19 protein-coding genes and 1 pseudogene are annotated in these 19,268 nt (G+C 63.1%); 12 read left to right on the top strand and 8 right to left on the bottom strand.

From position 1 onward, the window contains the following. Nucleotides 1-483: 483 nt before the first annotated feature. Nucleotides 484-699: a dodecin gene (locus BN1079_RS12400; RefSeq protein WP_037024793.1), complete on the top strand. Its 216-nt coding sequence runs from the start codon at nt 484-486 to the stop codon at nt 697-699. A 309-nt stretch (nt 700-1,008) separates the two neighbouring features. Here the strand turns inward: BN1079_RS12400 and BN1079_RS12395 are convergent, their stop codons facing one another. The 3 genes from BN1079_RS12395 to BN1079_RS12385 form a co-directional block, all read right to left on the bottom strand. Beyond that, entirely contained in the window at nt 1,009-2,004 is a 996-nt protein-coding gene (locus BN1079_RS12395) for an LLM class flavin-dependent oxidoreductase (protein ID WP_037024791.1), read from the bottom strand. Between the two features lie 21 nt (nt 2,005-2,025). Beyond that, entirely contained in the window at nt 2,026-2,436 is a 411-nt protein-coding gene (locus tag BN1079_RS12390; RefSeq protein WP_037024790.1) for a PA0061/PA0062 family lipoprotein, read from the bottom strand. Between the two features lie 218 nt (nt 2,437-2,654). Beyond that, nucleotides 2,655-3,080 carry a PA0061/PA0062 family lipoprotein gene (locus BN1079_RS12385; RefSeq protein WP_037024787.1) on the bottom strand — a complete coding sequence of 142 codons (426 nt, stop codon included), beginning with the start codon at nt 3,078-3,080 and terminating at the stop codon, nt 2,655-2,657. A 94-nt stretch (nt 3,081-3,174) separates the two neighbouring features. Here BN1079_RS12385 and BN1079_RS12380 point away from each other — a divergent pair, with 94 nt between their 5' ends. The 3 genes from BN1079_RS12380 (at nt 3,175) to BN1079_RS12370 (ending at nt 6,354) form a co-directional block, all read left to right on the top strand. Further along, nucleotides 3,175-4,263, top strand: a complete 1,089-nt coding sequence (locus tag BN1079_RS12380) for an aminopeptidase (protein WP_052114478.1) — start codon at nt 3,175-3,177, stop codon at nt 4,261-4,263. Between the two features lie 186 nt (nt 4,264-4,449). Then, complete coding sequence (locus BN1079_RS12375; protein ID WP_037024785.1) at nt 4,450-5,619, top strand: hypothetical protein; 1,170 nt, start codon at nt 4,450-4,452, stop codon at nt 5,617-5,619. Nucleotides 5,620-5,631: 12 nt separating this feature from the next. Then, entirely contained in the window at nt 5,632-6,354 is a 723-nt protein-coding gene (locus BN1079_RS12370) for a demethoxyubiquinone hydroxylase family protein (RefSeq protein ID WP_037024783.1), read from the top strand. Between the two features lie 120 nt (nt 6,355-6,474). Here BN1079_RS12370 and BN1079_RS18050 read toward each other — a convergent pair whose 3' ends face one another. From BN1079_RS18050 to BN1079_RS12350, 5 genes and pseudogenes are all read right to left on the bottom strand, one after another. Then, nucleotides 6,475-7,179 (bottom strand): methyl-accepting chemotaxis protein, encoded by a 705-nt coding sequence (locus tag BN1079_RS18050; protein ID WP_414860266.1) that lies wholly within the window; start codon nt 7,177-7,179, stop codon nt 6,475-6,477. A gap of 198 nt (nt 7,180-7,377) precedes the next feature. Continuing rightward, nucleotides 7,378-8,259 (bottom strand): annotated as a pseudogene (locus BN1079_RS18045) (methyl-accepting chemotaxis protein); the annotation flags it as partial. A gap of 292 nt (nt 8,260-8,551) precedes the next feature. Then, nucleotides 8,552-9,196 (bottom strand): HAD family hydrolase, encoded by a 645-nt coding sequence (locus BN1079_RS12360; protein WP_037024781.1) that lies wholly within the window; start codon nt 9,194-9,196, stop codon nt 8,552-8,554. Nucleotides 9,197-9,296: 100 nt separating this feature from the next. Next, the gene (locus BN1079_RS12355; RefSeq protein ID WP_037024778.1) at nt 9,297-9,836 is read right to left on the bottom strand and encodes a gamma carbonic anhydrase family protein; all 540 of its coding nucleotides are present in this window, start codon (nt 9,834-9,836) and stop codon (nt 9,297-9,299) included. 26 nt (nt 9,837-9,862) lie between these two features. Then, nucleotides 9,863-10,678: an AraC family transcriptional regulator gene (locus BN1079_RS12350; protein ID WP_037024776.1), complete on the bottom strand. Its 816-nt coding sequence runs from the start codon at nt 10,676-10,678 to the stop codon at nt 9,863-9,865. A gap of 84 nt (nt 10,679-10,762) precedes the next feature. On the opposite strand from BN1079_RS12350, the gene BN1079_RS12345 reads away from it, so the two are divergent. The 8 genes from BN1079_RS12345 to ctaD all read left to right on the top strand — a co-directional run bounded on the left by BN1079_RS12345 (nt 10,763) and on the right by ctaD (nt 19,243). Next, the gene (locus BN1079_RS12345) at nt 10,763-11,764 is read left to right on the top strand and encodes a bile acid:sodium symporter family protein (protein ID WP_037024774.1); all 1,002 of its coding nucleotides are present in this window, start codon (nt 10,763-10,765) and stop codon (nt 11,762-11,764) included. A gap of 87 nt (nt 11,765-11,851) precedes the next feature. Then, the gene (gene prlC, locus BN1079_RS12340; protein ID WP_037024772.1) at nt 11,852-13,900 is read left to right on the top strand and encodes an oligopeptidase A; all 2,049 of its coding nucleotides are present in this window, start codon (nt 11,852-11,854) and stop codon (nt 13,898-13,900) included. Next, complete coding sequence (locus BN1079_RS12335; RefSeq protein ID WP_037024769.1) at nt 13,897-14,175, top strand: YheV family putative zinc ribbon protein; 279 nt, start codon at nt 13,897-13,899, stop codon at nt 14,173-14,175. Before prlC ends, BN1079_RS12335 begins: the two co-directional genes overlap by 4 nt. 16 nt (nt 14,176-14,191) lie before the next feature. Continuing rightward, on the top strand, nt 14,192-14,623 hold the full coding sequence (locus tag BN1079_RS12330; RefSeq protein ID WP_052114477.1) for a DUF3658 domain-containing protein: 432 nt from the start codon (nt 14,192-14,194) through the stop codon (nt 14,621-14,623). Nucleotides 14,624-14,704: 81 nt separating this feature from the next. After that, nucleotides 14,705-15,769, top strand: coding sequence for a PA0069 family radical SAM protein (locus BN1079_RS12325; protein WP_037024767.1), 1,065 nt, complete (start codon nt 14,705-14,707; stop codon nt 15,767-15,769). 194 nt (nt 15,770-15,963) lie between these two features. Further along, the gene (locus tag BN1079_RS12320) at nt 15,964-16,233 is read left to right on the top strand and encodes a hypothetical protein (protein WP_037024759.1); all 270 of its coding nucleotides are present in this window, start codon (nt 15,964-15,966) and stop codon (nt 16,231-16,233) included. Nucleotides 16,234-16,468: 235 nt separating this feature from the next. After that, nucleotides 16,469-17,602, top strand: coding sequence for a cytochrome c oxidase subunit II (gene coxB / locus BN1079_RS12315; protein ID WP_037024758.1), 1,134 nt, complete (start codon nt 16,469-16,471; stop codon nt 17,600-17,602). Between the two features lie 12 nt (nt 17,603-17,614). Next, nucleotides 17,615-19,243 (top strand): cytochrome c oxidase subunit I, encoded by a 1,629-nt coding sequence (gene ctaD, locus BN1079_RS12310; RefSeq protein WP_037024756.1) that lies wholly within the window; start codon nt 17,615-17,617, stop codon nt 19,241-19,243. Nucleotides 19,244-19,268: the final 25 nt, after the last annotated feature.

The following is a 19,268-nucleotide window of genomic DNA, read 5'->3' as shown; positions in this document are numbered from 1 at the left end:
CACGCGTTTGCCGATCCCGGCAGATCGGTGTCCCTCCGACAATATGCAATGGTGGATAAGCTTCGCGTTATCCACCCTACGCCTGAATTCAAGCAGCCTGCGCTATCTGGGCTACGACCCCGACGAGCAGCGTAGGGTGGAAAACGGCGAAGCCTTTTCCACGCGTTTGCCGATCCCGGCAGATCGGTGTCCCTCCGACAATATGCAACGGTGGATAAGCTTCGCGTTATCCACCCTACGCCTGAATTCAAGCAGACTGCGCTATCTGGCTACGACCCCGACGAGCAGCGTAGGGTGGAAAACGGCGAAGCCTTTTCCACGCGTCTCTCGATGCCAGTCGGAGCAGCGCAGTTCGACGATACGCAACCGTGAATAAGCTTCGCGTTATCCACCCTACGCCTGAACTTCGCCACGCTCTGCTGGCCTCAATTCAGCAGGACGCACTCATTCGAGCGGAGTCTCGCGGACCAGAAGGAGGCATTCATGTCGGATCATCACACCTACAAGAAAATCGAGATCGTCGGCTCGTCGCGCAATAGCGTCGACGAGGCCATCCGCAACGCCATCGCCGAGGCGAACAAGACGCTGCAGAGCATCGAGTGGTTCGAGGTGGGCGAGATTCGCGGCCATGTCGCCGATGGCCAGGTGGCGCACTTCCAGGTAACGATGAAGATAGGCTTCCGTCTGAAGGACAGCTGATACGTTGCGGTAGGGCCGAGCTTGTTCGGCCTATGCCGGAACTTCCGGCGATTTGCCTGCGGCTGATTTTGGCAGTCGCAGTTGCACGATCACATTGACGCGAAGCGTATGGCCGAGTCTACAAGACGCACTGCCAGGCGAAAACCGGGTTGGTCCATTGACCATTTTCGGCGCGTGGGCGCGCCTCCCACAGGTAGTGCGACGCCTACTGCGACTTGAGGGAGCGCCGCCCCCGGCGCGAAGCTTTGAATAAGCGACTTCGCATTGGCCTTTACGCGTTGACCGGCGGCATTACCCGCCAGCCAAACGTTACTTCAGCCCGGCCAGTATCTCGAAGGCGCGATGGCGGTCGGCGGTTTCGTAAAGGTCGCAGGTGAAGATCAGCTCGTCGGCCTGGGTCTGTTCCAGCAGCACATCCAGTCGCGCGCGAACCTTCTCCGAGCCGCCAATCAGCGCCAGGCCAAGGAAGTCACCCACTGCCTGCTGCTCGTGGGGCAACCACAGGCCCTTCATGCTTTGCACCGGCGGGCGCAGCACCAGGCTCTGGCCGCGGATCAGCGCAAGGATGCGCTGGTAGACGCTGGTGGCCAGATATTCGGCCTGCTCGTCGCTGTCGGCGGCAATCAGCGGTACGCCGAGCATCACGTAGGGTTTGTCGAGCACCGCGGACGGCTGGAAGTTGTCGCGATACAGCTTGATCGCCTGGTGCATAAAGCGCGGCGCAAAGTGCGAGGCGAAGGCGTAGGGCAGGCCCTTGGCCGCCGCCAGCTGGGCGCTGAACAGGCTGGAGCCCAACAGCCAGATCGGCACATTGCTGTTCACTCCGGGCATGGCGATCACCCGCTGGTTGGGCTGGCGCGGGCCGAGCAGCATTTCCAGCTCTTCAACGTCCTGCGGGAAGTCATCGGCGCTGCCCATGCGATCGCGGCGCAGCGCGTGGGCGGTGAACTGGTCGGCGCCGGGTGCGCGACCCAGGCCCAGTTCGATGCGCCCGGGATACAACGCCTCAAGGGTGCCGAACTGCTCGGCGATCACCAGGGGCGCATGGTTGGGCAGCATGACGCCGCCCGCACCCAGACGGATACGCGAGGTATTGGCGGCCAGGTAGCCGATCAGTACCGAGGTGGCCGCGCTGGCGATGCCGTCCATGTTGTGGTGTTCGGCGACCCAGAAGCGTTCGAAGTCGAGTCCTTCCACATGTTGGGCCAGCGCCAGGGCGTTGTGCAGGGCTTGCGCCGGGGTGCCATCGTCGCGGATGGGCGCCAGATCCAGTGCGGAAAAGCGGGTCTCGGAGATACGGGACATCGTCTACCTCGAAATTCAGATTCAGTAGCAGTGTTCGGCTTCAGCGCGGACCAGCACATTGCGCTGCTCGTCGCGCAGCCAGCCCTGAGGGGTGAAGCCCAGTGAGCGGGCCTGGAACAGGTAACGCTTGCCGGCCTCGAAATTGTCGTAATTGACCACCAGGGTACAGCGCATGGTCTGGGTATCGCCGAACAGGCCGAACCCGCCGCTGCTGATTTCGAATTCGTAGCGCGCTTCGAGTTCATGTTTGCCCGGCGGGACCTGGAAGTAGCGACCATCATAGGTGCGTTTGCCGTCCAGACGGTCGGACATGAAGATATCGGTGGTCTGCGCCGTCATGTCCACCCAGGCCATATTCGGGTCGGGCGACGGCAGCGGACCGGCACAGCCGCCAAGGGCAAGGGCGAGCAGGAGGGCAAGCGACAGGCGCATGGGTGACTCCAGAGTTGTTTGATTCGTCTGCCCGAGCCTGCGCCAGATACCGTCGGTTTTCAATGTGCGAGCGGACTTGCGGGCGCAGCTGGCTCGTGCTGGCGGGTCTGCGCTTTTTCTGTGGGAACGGGCCATGCCCGTGAAAGATCCCGCACCAGAGCATGCGCCCTGTTCGCAGGCATGGCCAGCTCCTACGAGGTGCTGTGATAAGGGCTGAATCAGCGTTCCGCGAGGTTGCCGCAACCTTTTTCCGTGGCCCGCGCCAACAGCCGCTGTTGCGGGTCGTAGAGTTTGGCCCAGGGGCGGAAACCGTAGCCGCCAGCGACCAGTCGGTAGCGGTTGCCGGCAGTGAAGCCGTCGTACTCCAGGCTCAGCTTGCAGTCACGTGCGAGCGGCTTGCTGCCGGGACCGATATCGGCGCCCTCTACCTGAAAGCGATAGCGCATCTCCAGCGTGCGACTGCCGGGCTGGACCTGAAAGTAGCGGTCGTCATCCAGGCGGCGGCCATCCACTGCCAGCGCCTGCAGGTCGGTTTTCTCCAGCGGCTCCAGGTCGATCCAGGCCTGGGTCGGGTCGGGCTTGGGCATCCACAGCGAGCAGCCGGCCAGGCTTGAAATCAACAGGGCGACAAGGAAACCACGCATGCTAGAACTCCGGCTGGAGGGGTCGATACGGCGGGATTGCCGTCCGCCGTACCGCTTTGTAGGGTGTCTGCGCCGCATTTCCATAGGTTGCCCCATGTCGAAGCTCAACGCCGCCTTGATCGACCGCCTGCGTCTGCGCTGGGTTCCCCTGTTGCTGGCCGTCGGTCTGAATGGTTGCAGCAGCTACTACGGGCAACTGGCACAGGGGCAACTGGAGTTGTTACGTGCGCGTCAACCGGTGGCGGCGCTGATCGCCGATGAAAGCCGTGACCAGGCCCTGCGCCAGCGCCTCGACCAGGCGCAGCAGGCGCGTGATTTCGCCAGCAGTGCGCTGGGTCTGCCGGACAACAGCAGTTATCGGCTCTACGCCGACCTGCAGCGTCCTTACGTGGTGTGGAATCTGTTTGCCACCGAGGAGTTTTCCGTCGAGCCGCTGCAGCACTGCTTCCCTATCGCCGGCTGCGTGGCCTACCGCGGCTACTACCGTCAGGGCGCAGCGCGTGGTGCGGCGGCGCGGTTGCAGGCCAAGGGCCTGGATACCCTGGTCGCCGGCGTGGAAGCCTATTCGACCCTGGGCTGGTTCGATGATCCGCTGCTCAACACCATGCTGCGGCGCAACGATGAGCAACTGGCCGGGCTGATCTTCCATGAGCTGGCCCACCAGCAGCTTTACCTGCCCGGCGACACGGCGTTCAACGAGTCCTACGCCAGCTTTGTAGAGCGTGAAGGGTTGCGGCAATGGCAGGCCAGCCGTGGCCTGCCCGAGCAGGCGGCACAGGCTCGGGCACGCTACCGACAACTGGTGGAGCTATTGCTGGCGACCCGCGAGCGCCTGGCCGAGCTGTACGCGTCGCCGCGCTCCGAGGAAGAGCTACGCCAGCTCAAACAGGCCGAATTCATGCGCCTGCGCCAGGCCTACCGAACCTTGCGTGATACCCAGTGGGGCGGCGATCGGCGTTTCGATCGCTGGTTCGCCCAGCCGCTGAACAATGCCACCCTGGTGCCGTTCGGCCTGTATGACCGTTGGGTAGCCGCTTTTTCCGCCCTGTTCGAAGAGTGCGAACGGGACTGGCAGCGCTTCCATACCGAAGTGGCGGCGCTGGCCAAACGCCCCGCCGACGAACGGGAAGCTCGCCTGACGCAACTGTTGGGCCAAACAGGCGAAGCGGCCAATCGCTTGTAATCACCACGCAAGGCGCCTGTAGCCCTTAGCGAAGCCTTCACGTTTGCGACTCATCGGCGACGATCAGCTCACCGCCGATGAACGGCGCGAATCCTTTTGCGAGCTCTCCGGTCCCCTTTAAAGGTCGCCCACATTCGTGGCCGCGATTACCGATGCCTGATTCCCATGCATAACAACGGAGGCTCCATGGAGACCATTTCCGGAATTCTTGATAACAAAGGCACGCCCCTGGAGAAGCAAAAATTCACATGGAAGGAAATGGCGGGCCAGCCGATCAGCAAGCTGGATGACGACGCTTTTACCCGGGTCCGTATCATCCTGATGAATGGCGTCGAGACCGACGCGCTACGCCTGAAGCACGGCATCGCCCGCTTCAACAAGGAGCTGCGCCTGCCGCTGGCGGACATCCGTCGTGTCGAGCAGCACCAGGCGACCATGGTCAACTGGCTGATTGGTGCCGACCACTCGCCGCTGGAAACCACCGTCGCCTACGAGCAGGTGGCCATCGAGGTGACCGCCGCCGTGGCGCAGAACGAACCCGATCCCTACCAGGCGCAGACCTACCGCTTCGGCCTGCTGGAGGACTTTGATCACCTGTACCGCTACTCGGCCATGCTCGATCGCCTGGAAGGCAAGGATGCCAACAACATCTTGCAGGGCTATACCGACATCGTTCCCGGTCGCAAGACGTCCGAGCACCATCGTCACCCGGAAAACGACATCCGCGACAACTACGAGAAGAACAACGCTGCGCTGATCACCAAGATCCACGCGGCGCTGATCACTGGCGCGGAATACCAGACCCACGATTACTACATGAACATCGGCCCGCTGTTCGCCGACCCGGTGGCGCGGCAGCTGTATGCCGAGATCGCTTCGGTGGAAGAGCAGCACGTGACTCAGTACGGCGCGCTGCAAGACCCCAGCGAAAGCCATATCGAGAAGTGGCTGGTGCATGAGGCGATGGAGGTCTACATGTACGCCAGCTGCGCCGAGCAGGAGACCAACCCGCGTATCAAGGCGATCTGGGAACGCTTCCTCGACTACGAGCTGGGCCACCTGAACGTTGCCTGCGAATGGTTCAAGAAGATCGAAGGTCGCGACCCGGCCGAGATTCTCGCCGGCCCGCTGCCGAAGATGGTCGAGTTCAAGAGCCAGCGTGAATTCGTCCGCCAGGTACTGGCTGCCGAAGTCAATCTGCGTACGGCCGGCCCCGCCTATGTCGATAAAGCCAAGGAGCCGCAATCTTCCCTGGACTATCGCGCTTACCTGGCCTCCCAAGGGCTCGCCTCGGACATCGTCTCGGCGGGTTACCAGTGGGGACCGGGCGGCGAACTCATGCGCAAGAAATCCTGAGGAGAGATCGATATGGCAACTTCAGCGAAAGTCGGCGCCAACATGACTGGCGTGCAGATGTCACCCAAAGACACCAAGAGCCTGCTCGAAGCGGTGGAGCAGATTCGCCCGGATGTCCCCGGCGACTCCAAGGCGATCAAGACCGAGCGCATCGTGCGCAACGAGGAGGCCGAGCGGATTGGTTCGGTACCGGTGCCTGGCTCGGCCAAGGGCATGCTCAAGACCACCTTCGACATGGCCCTGGGCAAGAGCCCGGAAATACTTATCGACAAGCTGGGCGAGCGCCTGGCCTTCGAGCGTAACGGCGTGCGCCTCTACGACGCCATGATCGCCAAGGCCAAAGCCCTGGAAGGCGCCGATTCGGACCTTGTGCAGGTACTCAAGCACATTCGCGACGAGGAGTTCGAGCATATGAACCTGGTGCGCGAGGCCATCGAGACGCTGGGCGCCGACCCCACGGCGATGACGCCCTGCGCCGATGTGGCCGGGGTAAAAGCCATGGGCGTGATGCAGGTGCTCACCGACTCGCGGACCAATGTCGCCCAGGGCATGGGTGCGCTGCTGACCATCGAGCTTGAGGACAACGCCGCCTGGGAGCTGCTGATCGAGCTGGCCGAGGCAGGCGGTCATCCGAACATCGCCAAGAGCTTCCACAAGGCCAAGGAGCAGGAGGACGACCACCTGGTGAAGATCAAGACCCTGGTCCGCCGAGACCTGATCGTCCAGATCAAATAGATTGCGTGTGCGCTTCATTTGGCGTGCCTTCGGGCACGCTTTTTTTTTGCCTGCGGGCTACGGGCGGGCGTGAAAACGCCCCTCCACCTGAGTGGCGACGGGGCGTTCTTTTTGCAGTGATCAGATCCGGAAGCGGCTGACCATGCCGGTCAGCTGGTGGCCCAGGCGCGCCAGTTCGGTACTGGACTTGGCGATCTCCTGAGTGGCGGTGCTGCTTTGCTCGGTCACATCGCGAACGTTCAGCACGCTGCGGCTGATTTCCTCGGCCACCGCGCTCTGCTGCTCGGCGGCGGCAGCGATCTGCTGGTTCATCGACTGGATGCTCGATACGCCGCTGTTGATGGCGATCAGCGCGGTGCCGGCCTTGCGAGTCAGCGTCACGCTGCTACCGGCCAGGTGGTGGCTGCTGTTCAGGCTGGCAGAGACGCGTTGGGTTCCCGACTGCAGACCGGCCACCAGGCCCTCGATTTCTTCAGTGGACTGCTGAGTACGTTGAGCGAGCGTGCGAACTTCATCGGCGACCACGGCGAAGCCGCGACCGGCCTCGCCTGCGCGCGCGGCCTCGATGGCGGCGTTCAGCGCCAGCAGGTTGGTCTGCTCGGCGACTGCCTTGATAACGTCCATGACGCTGCCGATCTTGTGGCTTTCCTGCTCCAGGTGGGTCATCGCTTCGGTGGAGCGGTTGACCTCCGAGGCCAGGCGCTCGATCTGCGTGATCACCTCGTTGACCACTTCGTCGCCCTGGCGGGCTTCGTTATCGGCGTGGGTCGCCGCTTCGGCAGCCGCTTCGGCGTTGCGGGCGACGTCCTGAACGGTGGCAGACATCTCGTGCATGGCGGTGGCGACCTGGTCGGTCTCGATCTTCTGCTTCTGCGCGCCGGTGCTGGTCTGTTCGGTAACCACCGAAAGCTCTTCAGCGGCGGCGGCTATCTGGGTGGCGCTGTCGCGGATGCCGGCAATCAGCTCGCGCAGCGTGGCGGCCATGCTCTGGATGCCGCGCTGCAGGTTGCCCAGCTCGTCGCGGCGGGTGGCCGGCTCGGTGGCGGTCAGGTCGCCCTGGGCAATACGCTCGGCGATGCGCATGGTGTGGTGCAGCGGGTGGGTTATCTGCCGGGTGATGACCACCGCGGCGAGCAGGCCCAGCAGCAGCGCGGCGAGTGCGCCGATCACCTGCAGACTGCGGGCTGCGGCACTGTCGGCGTCACGCAGCGCAATCTGATGGCTTTGCAATTCCTCGGTCAGGCGCTGGATGGCGCTGGCATGCTCGGTCAAACCGGGGCCGATGGCCTTCAGCGCGCGCAGGCTGTTCTTGTACCCATCCAGCGAGGCGAAGTAGGCCTCCAGAGCACTCTTGAGGCGCTTCAGGCTCTCGGGAAATTCCTGCGCCAGGATGGGTTCGATACGCGCCAGCTCAGCGCGGGTGACGTCCATCTGCTTGCCGAGGGTGGCTTCGCGGTCGGCGGAGCCGGTCATCATGAAGCCGCGCACCTCGTAGCGGGTGACCAGCATCTCTTCATTGAACGCGGTGAAGGCGCGGAACAGGCGGTCGCGCTCTTCGGGCAGTTCGATCTGCTCGATGCGCACGCGTACCGCGTCGATGCTTTGTACCACTTCGTTGCCCTGGGCAATCATGTCCCGGCGAGCGGCCTGGGTGCTGCCGACGGCGGCAACCATCTGCTGCAGGGCCTGCTGATAAACCTGGATACCCTGCTCAATCTCGCCCAGCAGACTTACGTTGGTGCCCTGGGTGAAGTTCTGCTTCATCGCCTGCTGTTTGTGCTTGAGCTCGTCCAGCGCGGCCTGGGCCTGGCGCAAGGCGTTTTCATCGCCATCGGTGAGCATGTATTCCAGCCGGCTGATCTGAACCAGATTGGTTGCTGCACCCAGCGAGGCGATGTCGCCCATTCGATCGCTGCGGTCGATCATGCTGTTCAGGCTGTTCCAGCCGATGACGGCGAGCGCCAGGGTGAACAACAGTACAAGACCGAAGCCCAGACCGAGCTTGCGGTTGACGCTCAGGTTGCCGAACCAATTCATCAGAATCTCCAATAGCCGTTGGGTGCGAAAAAAACAGCGCCGCTTTTCTGGCGTCAGTTTTTGTCGCCGGCGCAGCTATCGGCCAAACGTCTAAAGTCTTGAGAGCCGCGTCACAGAGCGCTCGGATTTCCGCCAAGCGGTAGCAGCGACCGGCGCTTTATCAGGCGAAGGCCTGGCGTAGTTCGGCGAGCGTGGCGTAGTAATAGGCGGGCGCCTCGGCCATCAGTTCGGCATGACTGCCGAAGCCGTAGCCTACGGCGGCAGCCTGCAAGCCGTTTTCCCGGGCTCCGATCAGGTCGTGCTTGCGGTCACCGATCATCAGGGTTTGTGCGGCTTCAAGCTTCTCTTCGGCGAGCAGGTGGGCAATCAGCTCGACCTTGTCGGTGCGAGTGCCGTCCAGCTCGCTGCCGTAGATCACCTTGAAGTGATGGTCGAAGGAGAAGTGCCGGGCGATCTCGCGGGCAAATACCGAAGGCTTGGAAGTGGCGACATAAAGCGTGCGGCCCTGGCCGCGCAGGTGTTCGAGCATTTCCAGCACGCCGTCGAACAGCAGGTTTTCGTAGAGCCCCTGCACCTTGAAGCGCTCCCGGTAGAAGGCCACCGCCTGCCAGGCACGGGCTTCGTCGAAACCGTAGAACTGCATAAAGGCCTGCAGCAGCGGCGGGCCGATAAAGGGCTCGAGCTTGGTCAGGTCCGGCTCGTCGATATCGAGCTTGGCCAGCGCGTACTGGATCGAGCGGGTGATGCCTTCACGCGGGTCGGTGAGGGTGCCGTCGAGGTCGAAGAGAATGGTGGAGTGGTGCATGAGCAACTCGTTGTGGCGTTTTCAATAAGCGGCATTCTAGGTCTGCTTGCCCGCAGGGCCGAATTTATTTGGCCGGGATGGTGCAGCCGAATCAATTGCCCTACGACGTCCCTTCGGCCATGTGCATGTCCTTGAGCTTCACGTAGTTGCCGGCGGTGTAGCTGAAGAAGCTGCGCTCCTTGTCCGTCAGCGGGCGTGCCTGTTTTACCGGGCTGCCGACATAGAGAAAGCCGCTTTCCAGTTTCTTGCCCGGTGGTACCAGGCTGCCGGCACCGATGATGACTTCATCTTCCACCACCACACCGTCCATGACGATGGAACCCATGCCCACCAGGATGCGGTTGCCCAGGGTGCAGCCGTGCAGGGTGACCTTGTGGCCGACGGTCACCTCGTCGCCGATCACCAGCGGGAAGCCGTCCGGGTTGAACGGGCCGGCGTGGGTGATGTGCAGCACGCTACCGTCCTGGATGCTGCTGCGCGCACCGATGCGGATGCGGTGCATGTCGCCACGGATCACGGTCAGCGGCCAGACCGAGCTGTCGGCACCGATTTCTATATCACCGATCAGCACGGCGCTGGGGTCGACGAACACCCGCTCGCCGAGCTTGGGCGTGTGGGTCTGGTAGGTGCGGATGGGCATGGCGGGGCTCCTGAGGTGGGTAAGGGTCAGACCAGCTGGAATTCCTGGCGTGCGCCGCGAAAGAACTCGCCTGGCGTGGCGCCGAACTGTTCGCGAAAGGCAGCGATAAATGCCGAAAGCGACTCGTAGCCACAGCTTAGCGCCACGTCGGTGACGCGCTCGCCGCGCTCCAATGCCGGCAGCGCGCTGAGCAGGCGCAGGCGTTGCCGCCAGGCGCGGAAGGTCAGGCCCGTTTCCCGCAGGAACAGGCGGCTCAAGGTGCGTTCCGAAACGTTCAGCATCTGGCTCCAGTCGGCCAGGGTATCGCGTGCGTCAGGGTGGCTCTGCAGTTGCCGGCACAGTTGTCGCAATCTGGGTTCGGTCGGCAATGGCAATACCAGTTCGACTTCCGGTGCGCTGCCAAGCTGATCCAGCAGCACCTGCACCAGCCGGCCTTCGGGGCCGTCCTCGGCGTAGTCTTCAGGCAGGCTGCTGAAATGCTGGATCAGCTCGCGCAACAAGGGGCTGACCTGCAGCACGCGGCAGCGCTCGGGAGCAGCGCCAGCCACACTGCGATCGATATAGAGGCTGCGAATGCAGGTATCAGGCGCGCAGAACACCTGGTGGGTAATCCCGGCCGGAATCCACACGGCGCGCAGAGGCGGCGCGATAAAACGGCCAAGCTCGGTACGTACCTCCAGCACGCCTTCCACCGCGTGGGACAGTTGTATCCAGGGGTGGCTATGGCGGTAGCCGAGCTTGAGGTTGGGCGGCGAGTCGAGCTGGCCGTACACAGGCCTCGGCAGTGCCTGTAGTTCGCTGAGGCGGGTCAGCAGCCTGGCCTGTTGTCCGTTTGGCGACATTTAGTGCCTGCTTGGCGTTAGTCGGAAGAAGGCGATGACGATAAGGTTGCCGCCTGTTGTTCGCAAGTCAAAGGAACGTCCGTCATGGCTCATGTGCGTCTCTTGTTCGATAACTTCACCCTCGCCCTGCTGGCGGTTATCGCCATCGCTACCTTTTTGCCTTGTGAGGGGCAGGGCGCGGTCATCTTCGGCTGGGCGACCACATTGGCCATTGCCCTGCTGTTCTTTATGCACGGCGCCAAGCTTTCGCGCGAAGCCATCCTCGCCGGGGCCGGGCACTGGCGCCTGCACCTGCTGGTGTTCGCCTGCACCTTCGTGATGTTTCCGCTGCTGGGTCTGGCGCTCAAGCCGCTGCTGACGCCGATGGTCGGCACCGAGCTGTACCTGGGCATTCTCTACCTCTGCGCCCTGCCGGCCACGGTGCAATCGGCCATCGCCTTCACCTCGCTGGCCCGCGGCAACATTCCGGCAGCCATTTGCAGTGCAGCGGCGTCCAGCCTGCTCGGCATCTTCCTTACGCCGGTGCTGGTCATGCTGTTGCTGGGCGTAGAAGGCGAAGCCGGCTCGACGCTCGACTCCATCGGCAAGATCGTCCTGCAACTGCTGGTGCCCTTTATCGCCGGCCAGATCGCGCGGCGCTGGATCGGCGCCTGGGTCACGCGCAACAAGAGTTGGCTGAAGTTCGTCGATCAGGGCTCCATTCTGCTGGTGGTCTACACCGCCTTCAGTGATGCAGTGGTCGAGGGGCTCTGGCAACTGATCCCGCTGTCGCGGCTGCTGGCGCTGACGCTGGTCTGCTGTGCCCTGCTGGCGCTGGTGCTCTGGCTGACCCACTTCCTCGCCCGGCGCCTGGGCTTCAACCTGGAAGACCGCATCACCATCCTCTTCGCCGGCTCGAAGAAGAGCCTGGCCACCGGTGTGCCCATGGCTCAGGTGCTGTTCGCCAGCAGCGCGGTGGGCATGATCATTCTGCCGCTGATGATCTTCCACCAGATCCAGCTGATGGTCTGTGCGGTACTGGCCCAGCGCTACGCTCAACGAGAAGAGCCTGAGCCGAGTCCCGAAGTCGCCGCTTCGAAGGGATAGACAGGCGCTATCGGGCTGATTCCCAGCTGCGCGGTCAGGCATTTGTCATTAACATGCCTTGGTTATTCATCAGAAAGGGCCAATGCCGTGACCGCTACCAATCCGCTGCTCCGCGATTTCGACCTGCCGCCCTATTCCGAGATCCGCCCCGAGCACGTCGAACCCGCCGTGGACACCATCCTCGGCGACAACCGTGTCGCCTTGCAGGAGCTGCTCAGCCGCCCGGCCGAGAGTCTCGACTGGTCGACGCTGGTGGTCGGCCTGGATGAGCTGAACGAGCGTCTCAGCCGCGCCTGGAGCCCGGTCAGCCACCTCAACGCCGTGTGCAACAACGCCGAACTGCGTACGGCCTACGAGGCCTGCCTGCCCAAGCTGTCCGCCTACTTCACCGAGCTGGGGCAGAACCCGGATCTGTTCGCCGCCTATCAGGCGCTGTCGCTAAGCCCAGAGGCAGACGGCTTCGATGTGGCGCAGAAGACCATCATCGAGCACGCTCTGCGCGACTTCCGCCTGTCCGGCATCGACCTGCCGCCGGCCGAGCAACAGCGCTTCGGCGCCATCCAGATGAAGCTCGCCGAGCTGGCCAGCACCTTCTCCAACCAGCTGCTCGATGCGACCCAGGCCTGGACCAAGCACATCACCGACGAAGGCCAACTGGCCGGCATTCCCGACTCGGCCCGTGCGCAAATGGCCGAGGCTGCCAAGGCCAAGGAGCTCGACGGCTGGCTGATCAGCCTGGAATTCCCCAGCTACTACGCGGTGATGACCTACGCTGATGACCGCGCCCTGCGCGAAGAGGTCTATGTCGCCTATTCCACCCGTGCCTCCGACCAGGGACCGAACGCCGGTCAGTTCGACAACGGCCCGGTGATGGAACAGATTCTCGACCTGCGCCAGGAGCTGGCCGGTCTGCTGGGCTTCGGCAATTACGCCGAGCTGTCGCTGGCCACTAAGATGGCCGAGAGCACCGACCAGGTGCTGGGCTTCCTGCGCGACCTGGCCGTACGCAGCAAGCCGTTCGCCGAGCGCGACCTCAAGGAATTGCGCGCCTTCGCCGCCGAGAACGGCGTCGACGACCTGCAGAGTTGGGACGTTGGCTATTTCGCCGAAAAATTGCGGCAGCAGCGCTACAGCCTGAACCAGGAAGAGCTGCGCGAATACTTCCCCATCGACAAGGTGCTGTCCGGGCTGTTCACCATCGTCCAGCGTCTGTACGGCATCGAGATCCAGGAGCTGGAAGGCTTCGACAGCTGGCACCCGGACGTGCGCCTGTTCGAGATCCGCGAGAACGGCGAGCATGTCGGGCGCTTCTTCTTCGATCTCTACGCCCGCGCCAACAAGCGCGGCGGCGCCTGGATGGACGGTGCCCGCGACAAGCGCCGCACCAGCCTGGGCACGCTGCAGACGCCGGTGGCCAACCTGGTCTGCAACTTTACCCCGCCGGTTGGCGAGCGCCCGGCGCTGCTGACCCATGACGAAGTCACCACCCTGTTCCACGAATTCGGCCACGGCCTGCATCACCTGCTGACCCAGATCGAACATGCCGGTGCTTCGGGCATCAACGGCGTGGCCTGGGATGCCGTCGAGCTGCCGAGCCAGTTCATGGAGAACTGGTGCTGGGAGCCGGAAGGTCTGGCGCTGATCTCTGGTCATTACCAGACCGGCGAGAAGCTGCCACAGGAGAAGCTGGAGCAGATGCTGGCGGCGAAGAATTTCCAGTCCGGCATGATGATGGTGCGCCAGCTGGAGTTCTCGCTGTTCGACTTCGAGCTGCACGCCACCCATGGCGACGGGCGCAGCGTGCTGGAGGTGCTGGAAAGCATTCGCGACGAGGTTTCGGTAATGCGCCCACCGGCCAGCAACCGCTTCCCCAACAGCTTTGCGCATATCTTTTCCGGCGGTTATGCAGCCGGTTACTACAGCTACAAATGGGCCGAGGTGCTGTCCTCCGATGCCTTCTCGCGCTTCGAGGAGGAAGGCGTATTCAACCCCGAGACCGGCCGGGCCTTCCGCGACGCGATCCTTGCCCGTGGCGGCTCCCAAGAGCCGATGGTGCTGTTCGTCGACTTCCGCGGCCGCGAGCCGTCCACCGACGCGCTGCTGCGCCATCTCGGCCTGACGGAGAAAGTGGCATGAGCGACGAGCCGAAAGTTACCGCCAAACGTTTTATCGCCGGTGCCGTGTGCCCGGCGTGTAGCGCCACAGACAGCATCAAGATGTGGGACGTGGATGAGGTGCCGCACCGCGAATGCGTGGTCTGCGGCTACGCCGATACTCTCAACGCCCAGGGCCAGTCAGTGCCCTCGGAGCTGGGCACGCGGGTCAATCAGGTCAAGCCAAAGGCAGCCGCAGCTCAGGTGCAGACGGTGCAGTTCTTCCCCAATCCCAAGTTGAAGAAAAAACCCGACTGACGCTTGCGAGGCCTGCATGTGGCATCTCACCTGCGGCACGGGCGACAGCCGGGCGGGCACGCGTATGGCGGTATCCCTACACCGGCCGGAGGCGTTGGCGCTGCTCTACCGGCCTCGTCTCGTCGGGCCTGACAGGCTCGCCTCGCTGGCTGACCAATGGCGCGCTGCGGTGCGGCAGCATTCGCTGATACGCCGTTGGGATCAGGGCTTTTTCGCGGGCGAGGACTACCAACGCATCGATCAGCAGCTCACGGCCGCCTGTGGCGTGGATTGGCAGCCGCTGGCGCGGGCCATGGCGGAGGTCATGGCAGCCTGCAACGGCTTTTTCCCCACCGATATGTTGCTGTTCTGGCGTGCGCGTGAACTGGCGCGCATGGACCTTCTGCAGCTGAGCGACTGCGTTGAATCGAAGTACGAGAACGTCCAGGTACGTCGCCCTGAGCCCTGATACGACGAGCGGGCCTGCGAAAAATAGCGGCGTAGAGAATAGCTCTGTTACTGTATCGATATACAGTATTCGGAGCCCGTCATGTTCCCGCCGAAAGTCACCCCGCGCGGTCGCGGCACCGCCATCAATCCGGACAACCGCTTCGCGCCGACCCATAGCGAGGCCTATGACGACGGCTGGGAGCAGGAGGTGCCGCCGACGCGCGCCACCGAGGTGCGCAGCGAGACGGCGAAAACCGTCATCACCCGTAATCAGTCGCCGGACGTGGGCTTCGATCGCTCTGTAAATCCCTACCGGGGCTGCGAACATGGCTGCATCTACTGTTTCGCCAGGCCCAGCCACGCCTACTGGGATCTGTCCCCGGGCATCGATTTCGAGACGCGCTTGATCGCCAAGACCAACCTGGCCGAGCGTCTGGAGCAGGAGCTGAGCAAGCCGGGCTACGTGCCTCAGCCGATTGCCCTGGGCGTGAACACCGATGCCTATCAACCGCTGGAGCGCGAACAGCGGCTGACCCGTCAGGCGCTGGAAATCCTGCTGCGCTTCAAGCACCCGGTGCACATCATCACCAAGGGCTCGCTGGTGCTGCGCGATCTCGATTTGCTGGTGCCCCTGGCCGAGCAGCGGCTGGTCAGTGTCTCGCTCAGCCTGACCACCCTGGACGACGAACTCAAGCGCATCATGGAGCCGCGCGCCGCAGCGCCTTCGGCGCGTCTGCGCGCCATGCGCGCGCTACACGAGGCCGGCGTGCCGGTCAGCGTCATGTGCGCGCCAATAATTCCGATGATCAACGACATGGAGCTGGAACGCATGCTTGAGGCCGCCCGCGAGGCCGGTGCGGCATCGGCGGGCTATGTGTTGCTGCGCCTGCCCCATGAGGTCGCGGAGTTGTTCGAAGACTGGCTGGCCGAGCACTTTCCGCAGCGAGCCGCCCATGTGATGAGCCTGGTGCGCCAGTCCCGTGGCGGCAAGGATTACGACAGCCGCTTCGGCAGCCGCATGCGCGGCGAAGGCCAGTTCGCCGACCTGCTTTCCCAGCGCTTCCGGCTGGCCTGCAAGAGGTTGGGCTTCAACCGCCGCGATCAGAACTACGGGCTCGATTGCAGCCGTTTCGCGCCGCCAGGGCAGCAGATGAGCCTGCTGTAAGCGTGCGAAGCTGGGCGGCTGGCCGCAGCCATCCACGCGGTGGCGTCTGGCGGGCAGATGCGTTCCGGCTTTGTCGCGTGGAATCTCACTCGGGTTTTCCACCCGCCATGGCCTGCGGGATGCTTCGGAACTCTGCGCAACGCCACAGCACCAACCTTGACGGGACAACAGGCTCCCGCTTCGTTGGAGGCAATATGGATTGGATCGACCTGCTGCAATGGCCGGCGATGGTGGTGACGGTAATCGCGGCATGGCTGATCGGCTCGCTGCGGCCCGGCCGTCGGACAGTCGGTTTCTGGTGCTTCCTGGCAAGCAACCTGCTCTGGGTCATCTGGGGCTGGCATAGCGGTGCCTGGGCGCTGATCACCCTGCAGGTGTGCCTGGCTTTGATGAACATTCGTGGCGTGAAAAAGAACGAAGGCGACAGCTCTAGCCGGGCCGAAGCGGCCGTCGACGGCTCTTGAATTGCGAGTGGGCAATCGCTGTCTATACTCCCAAGCGTAAGGGTACTGAGTGCAATCCGACTGTGCGTGCAGGCGAAGGATTGGCCACTGTGTAGTCTCGGTGGCGTAGCCAGAGCAGATCGGTCTGATCGGAAAGTGGCGAGTATCACCGGGACAGGCTTCAGGCCCGGGACAGCCGAATTTCGGCGGAACGAAGCGGTCGGCGGGATAACAAGAACCATAAGGGGAACCCGCAATGTCTCGACATCCAAAGCTTTGGATGAGTCTCGGGCTGTGCTTCTTGTTCGGCCAGGCCCATGCCGCCTGGGACGTGAACATGCCAGTCGGCGTGACCGATGTCAGTCGATCCGTATTCAACCTGCACATGGCGATCTTCTGGATCTGCGTAGTCATCGGTGCGTTGGTATTCGGCGTGATGATCTATTCGATGATCGCCCATCGCCGTTCCAAGCGTCCGCAGTCTTCGAACTTCCATGAAAACACCAAGGTCGAGGTGGCCTGGACGGTCATCCCGCTGGTGATCCTGGTCGTCATGGCGGTTCCGGCGACGCAAACGCTGATTCATATCTACGACCCCAGCGAGTCCGACGTCGATATCCAGGTCACTGGCTACCAGTGGAAGTGGCACTACAAGTACCTGGGTGAAGACGTGGAGTTCTTCAGCAACCTCACCACGCCGCGCGAGCAGATCAACAACCTGTCCCCCAAGGGCGAGCACTACCTGCTGGAAGTGGATGAGCCGATGGTGATCCCGACAGGCGCCAAGGTGCGCTTCCTGATCACCGCAGCGGACGTCATCCACTCCTGGTGGGTACCGGCTCTGGCGGTGAAGAAGGATGCGATACCGGGCTTTATCAACGAGTCCTGGACCCGCGTCGAGGAGCCCGGCATCTACCGCGGCCAGTGCACCGAGCTGTGCGGCAAGGATCACGGCTTCATGCCGGTGGTGGTGGACGTACGCTCACCTGAAGACTACGCCGTGTGGCTCGCCGAGAAGAAGGAAGAGGCGGCCAAGCTGGCTGAGCTCACCAGCAAGGAATGGACGCTGGAAGAGTTGAGCGAACGCGGCGAGCAGGTCTACCGCACTGCCTGCGTGGCCTGCCACCAGGCCACGGGCGAGGGCATGCCGCCGACCTTCCCGGCGCTCAAGGGCTCGCCGCTGGTCACTCAGGACCGCGAGGGTCATATAAACATTGTCGTCAACGGCAAGCCCGGTACCTCGATGGCCGCGTTCGGCAAGCAGCTTTCCGAGGTCGATCTGGCCGCCGTGATCACCTACGAACGCAACGCCTGGGGCAATGACACGGGCGAGATGGTCACGCCGAAAGACGTGCTCGATTTCAAACAGGCCGATGAAGCCACCCAATAAGAGGACAGGCTGATGAGTGCAGTGATCGACGACCATGGTCATGCCGGACACGACCATCACCACGGCCCGGCCAAGGGCCTCTCGCGCTGGCTGCTGACAACCAACCACAAGGACATCGGCTCGATGTACCTGTGGTTCAGCTTCTGCGCCTTTCTGCTCGGTGGCTCCATGGCCATGGTGATCCGCGCCGAGCTGTTCCAGCCGGGCCTGCAGATCGTGCAGCCGGAATTCTTCAACCAGATGACCACCATGCACGGCCTGATCATGGTCTTCGGCGCGGTGATGCCGGCCTTCGTCGGCCTGGCCAACTGGATGATCCCGCTGATGATCGGCGCGCCGGACATGGCCCTGCCGCGGATGAACAACTTCAGCTTCTGGCTGCTGCCGGCGGCCTTTGGTCTGCTGGTCAGCACGTTGTTCATGGAGGGTGGGGGGCCGAACTTCGGCTGGACCTTCTACGCGCCGTTATCGACGACTTACGCGCCGGAGTCGGTGACCTTCTTCATTTTCGCCATCCACCTGATGGGTATCAGCTCGATCATGGGCGCGATCAACGTGATCGCCACGGTGCTCAACCTGCGCGCACCGGGCATGACGCTGATGAAGATGCCGCTGTTCGTCTGGACCTGGCTGATCACCGCCTTCCTGCTGATCGCCGTGATGCCGGTGCTGGCTGGCGTTGTGACCATGATGCTGATGGACATCCACTTCGGTACCAGCTTCTTCAGCGCCGCCGGCGGCGGCGACCCGGTGCTGTTCCAGCATGTGTTCTGGTTCTTCGGCCACCCCGAGGTGTACATCATGATCCTGCCGGCCTTCGGTGCCGTCAGCTCGATCATCCCGGCGTTCTCGCGCAAGCCGCTGTTCGGCTACACCTCCATGGTCTATGCCACCGGCGCGATTGCCTTCCTGTCGTTCCTGGTCTGGTCGCACCACATGTTCACCGTGGGCATTCCCCTGACCGGCGAGCTGTTCTTCATGTACGCCACCATGCTGATCGCGGTGCCGACCGGGGTGAAGGTGTTCAACTGGGTCAGCACCATGTGGCGCGGCTCGCTGACCTTCGAGGCGCCGATGCTGTTCGCCGTGGCATTCGTCATCCTCTTCACCATCGGCGGCTTCTCCGGGCTGATGCTGGCCATAGCCCCGGCGGACTTCCAGTATCACGACACCTACTTCGTGGTGGCGCACTTCCACTACGTGCTGGTGCCGGGCGCGATCTTCGGGATCTTCGCCTCAGCCTATTACTGGCTGCCCAAGTGGACCGGGCACATGTACGACGAGACCCTGGCCAAGCTGCATTTCTGGATGAGCTTCGTCGGCATGAACCTGGCGTTCTTCCCGATGCATTTCGTCGGCCTGGCCGGCATGCCGCGACGGATCCCCGACTACAACATGATGTTCGCCAACTTCAACATGATCTCCTCGGTGGGCGCTTTCATGTTCGGCGCCACGCAGTTGCTGTTCCTTTACATCGTCATCAGGTGCATTCGCAGCGGCCCGATTGCGGCAGCCAAACCCTGGGACGGCGCCGAAGGGCTGGAATGGAGCGTGCCGTCGCCGGCGCCCTACCACACCTTCGTCACGCCGCCGGATGCGCACACGCTGCATGAGCATCGGACGGGTCCCAAGCATGATTAGCATCGGATCTGCCGGAGGGTGCAGC

It is taken from the genome of Pseudomonas saudiphocaensis (genome assembly GCF_000756775.1).
GTDB lineage: Bacteria > Pseudomonadota > Gammaproteobacteria > Pseudomonadales > Pseudomonadaceae > Stutzerimonas > Stutzerimonas saudiphocaensis.
Note: the sequence above shows the minus strand (reverse complement) of the source record. Positions and strands in the feature narration are given on the sequence as shown.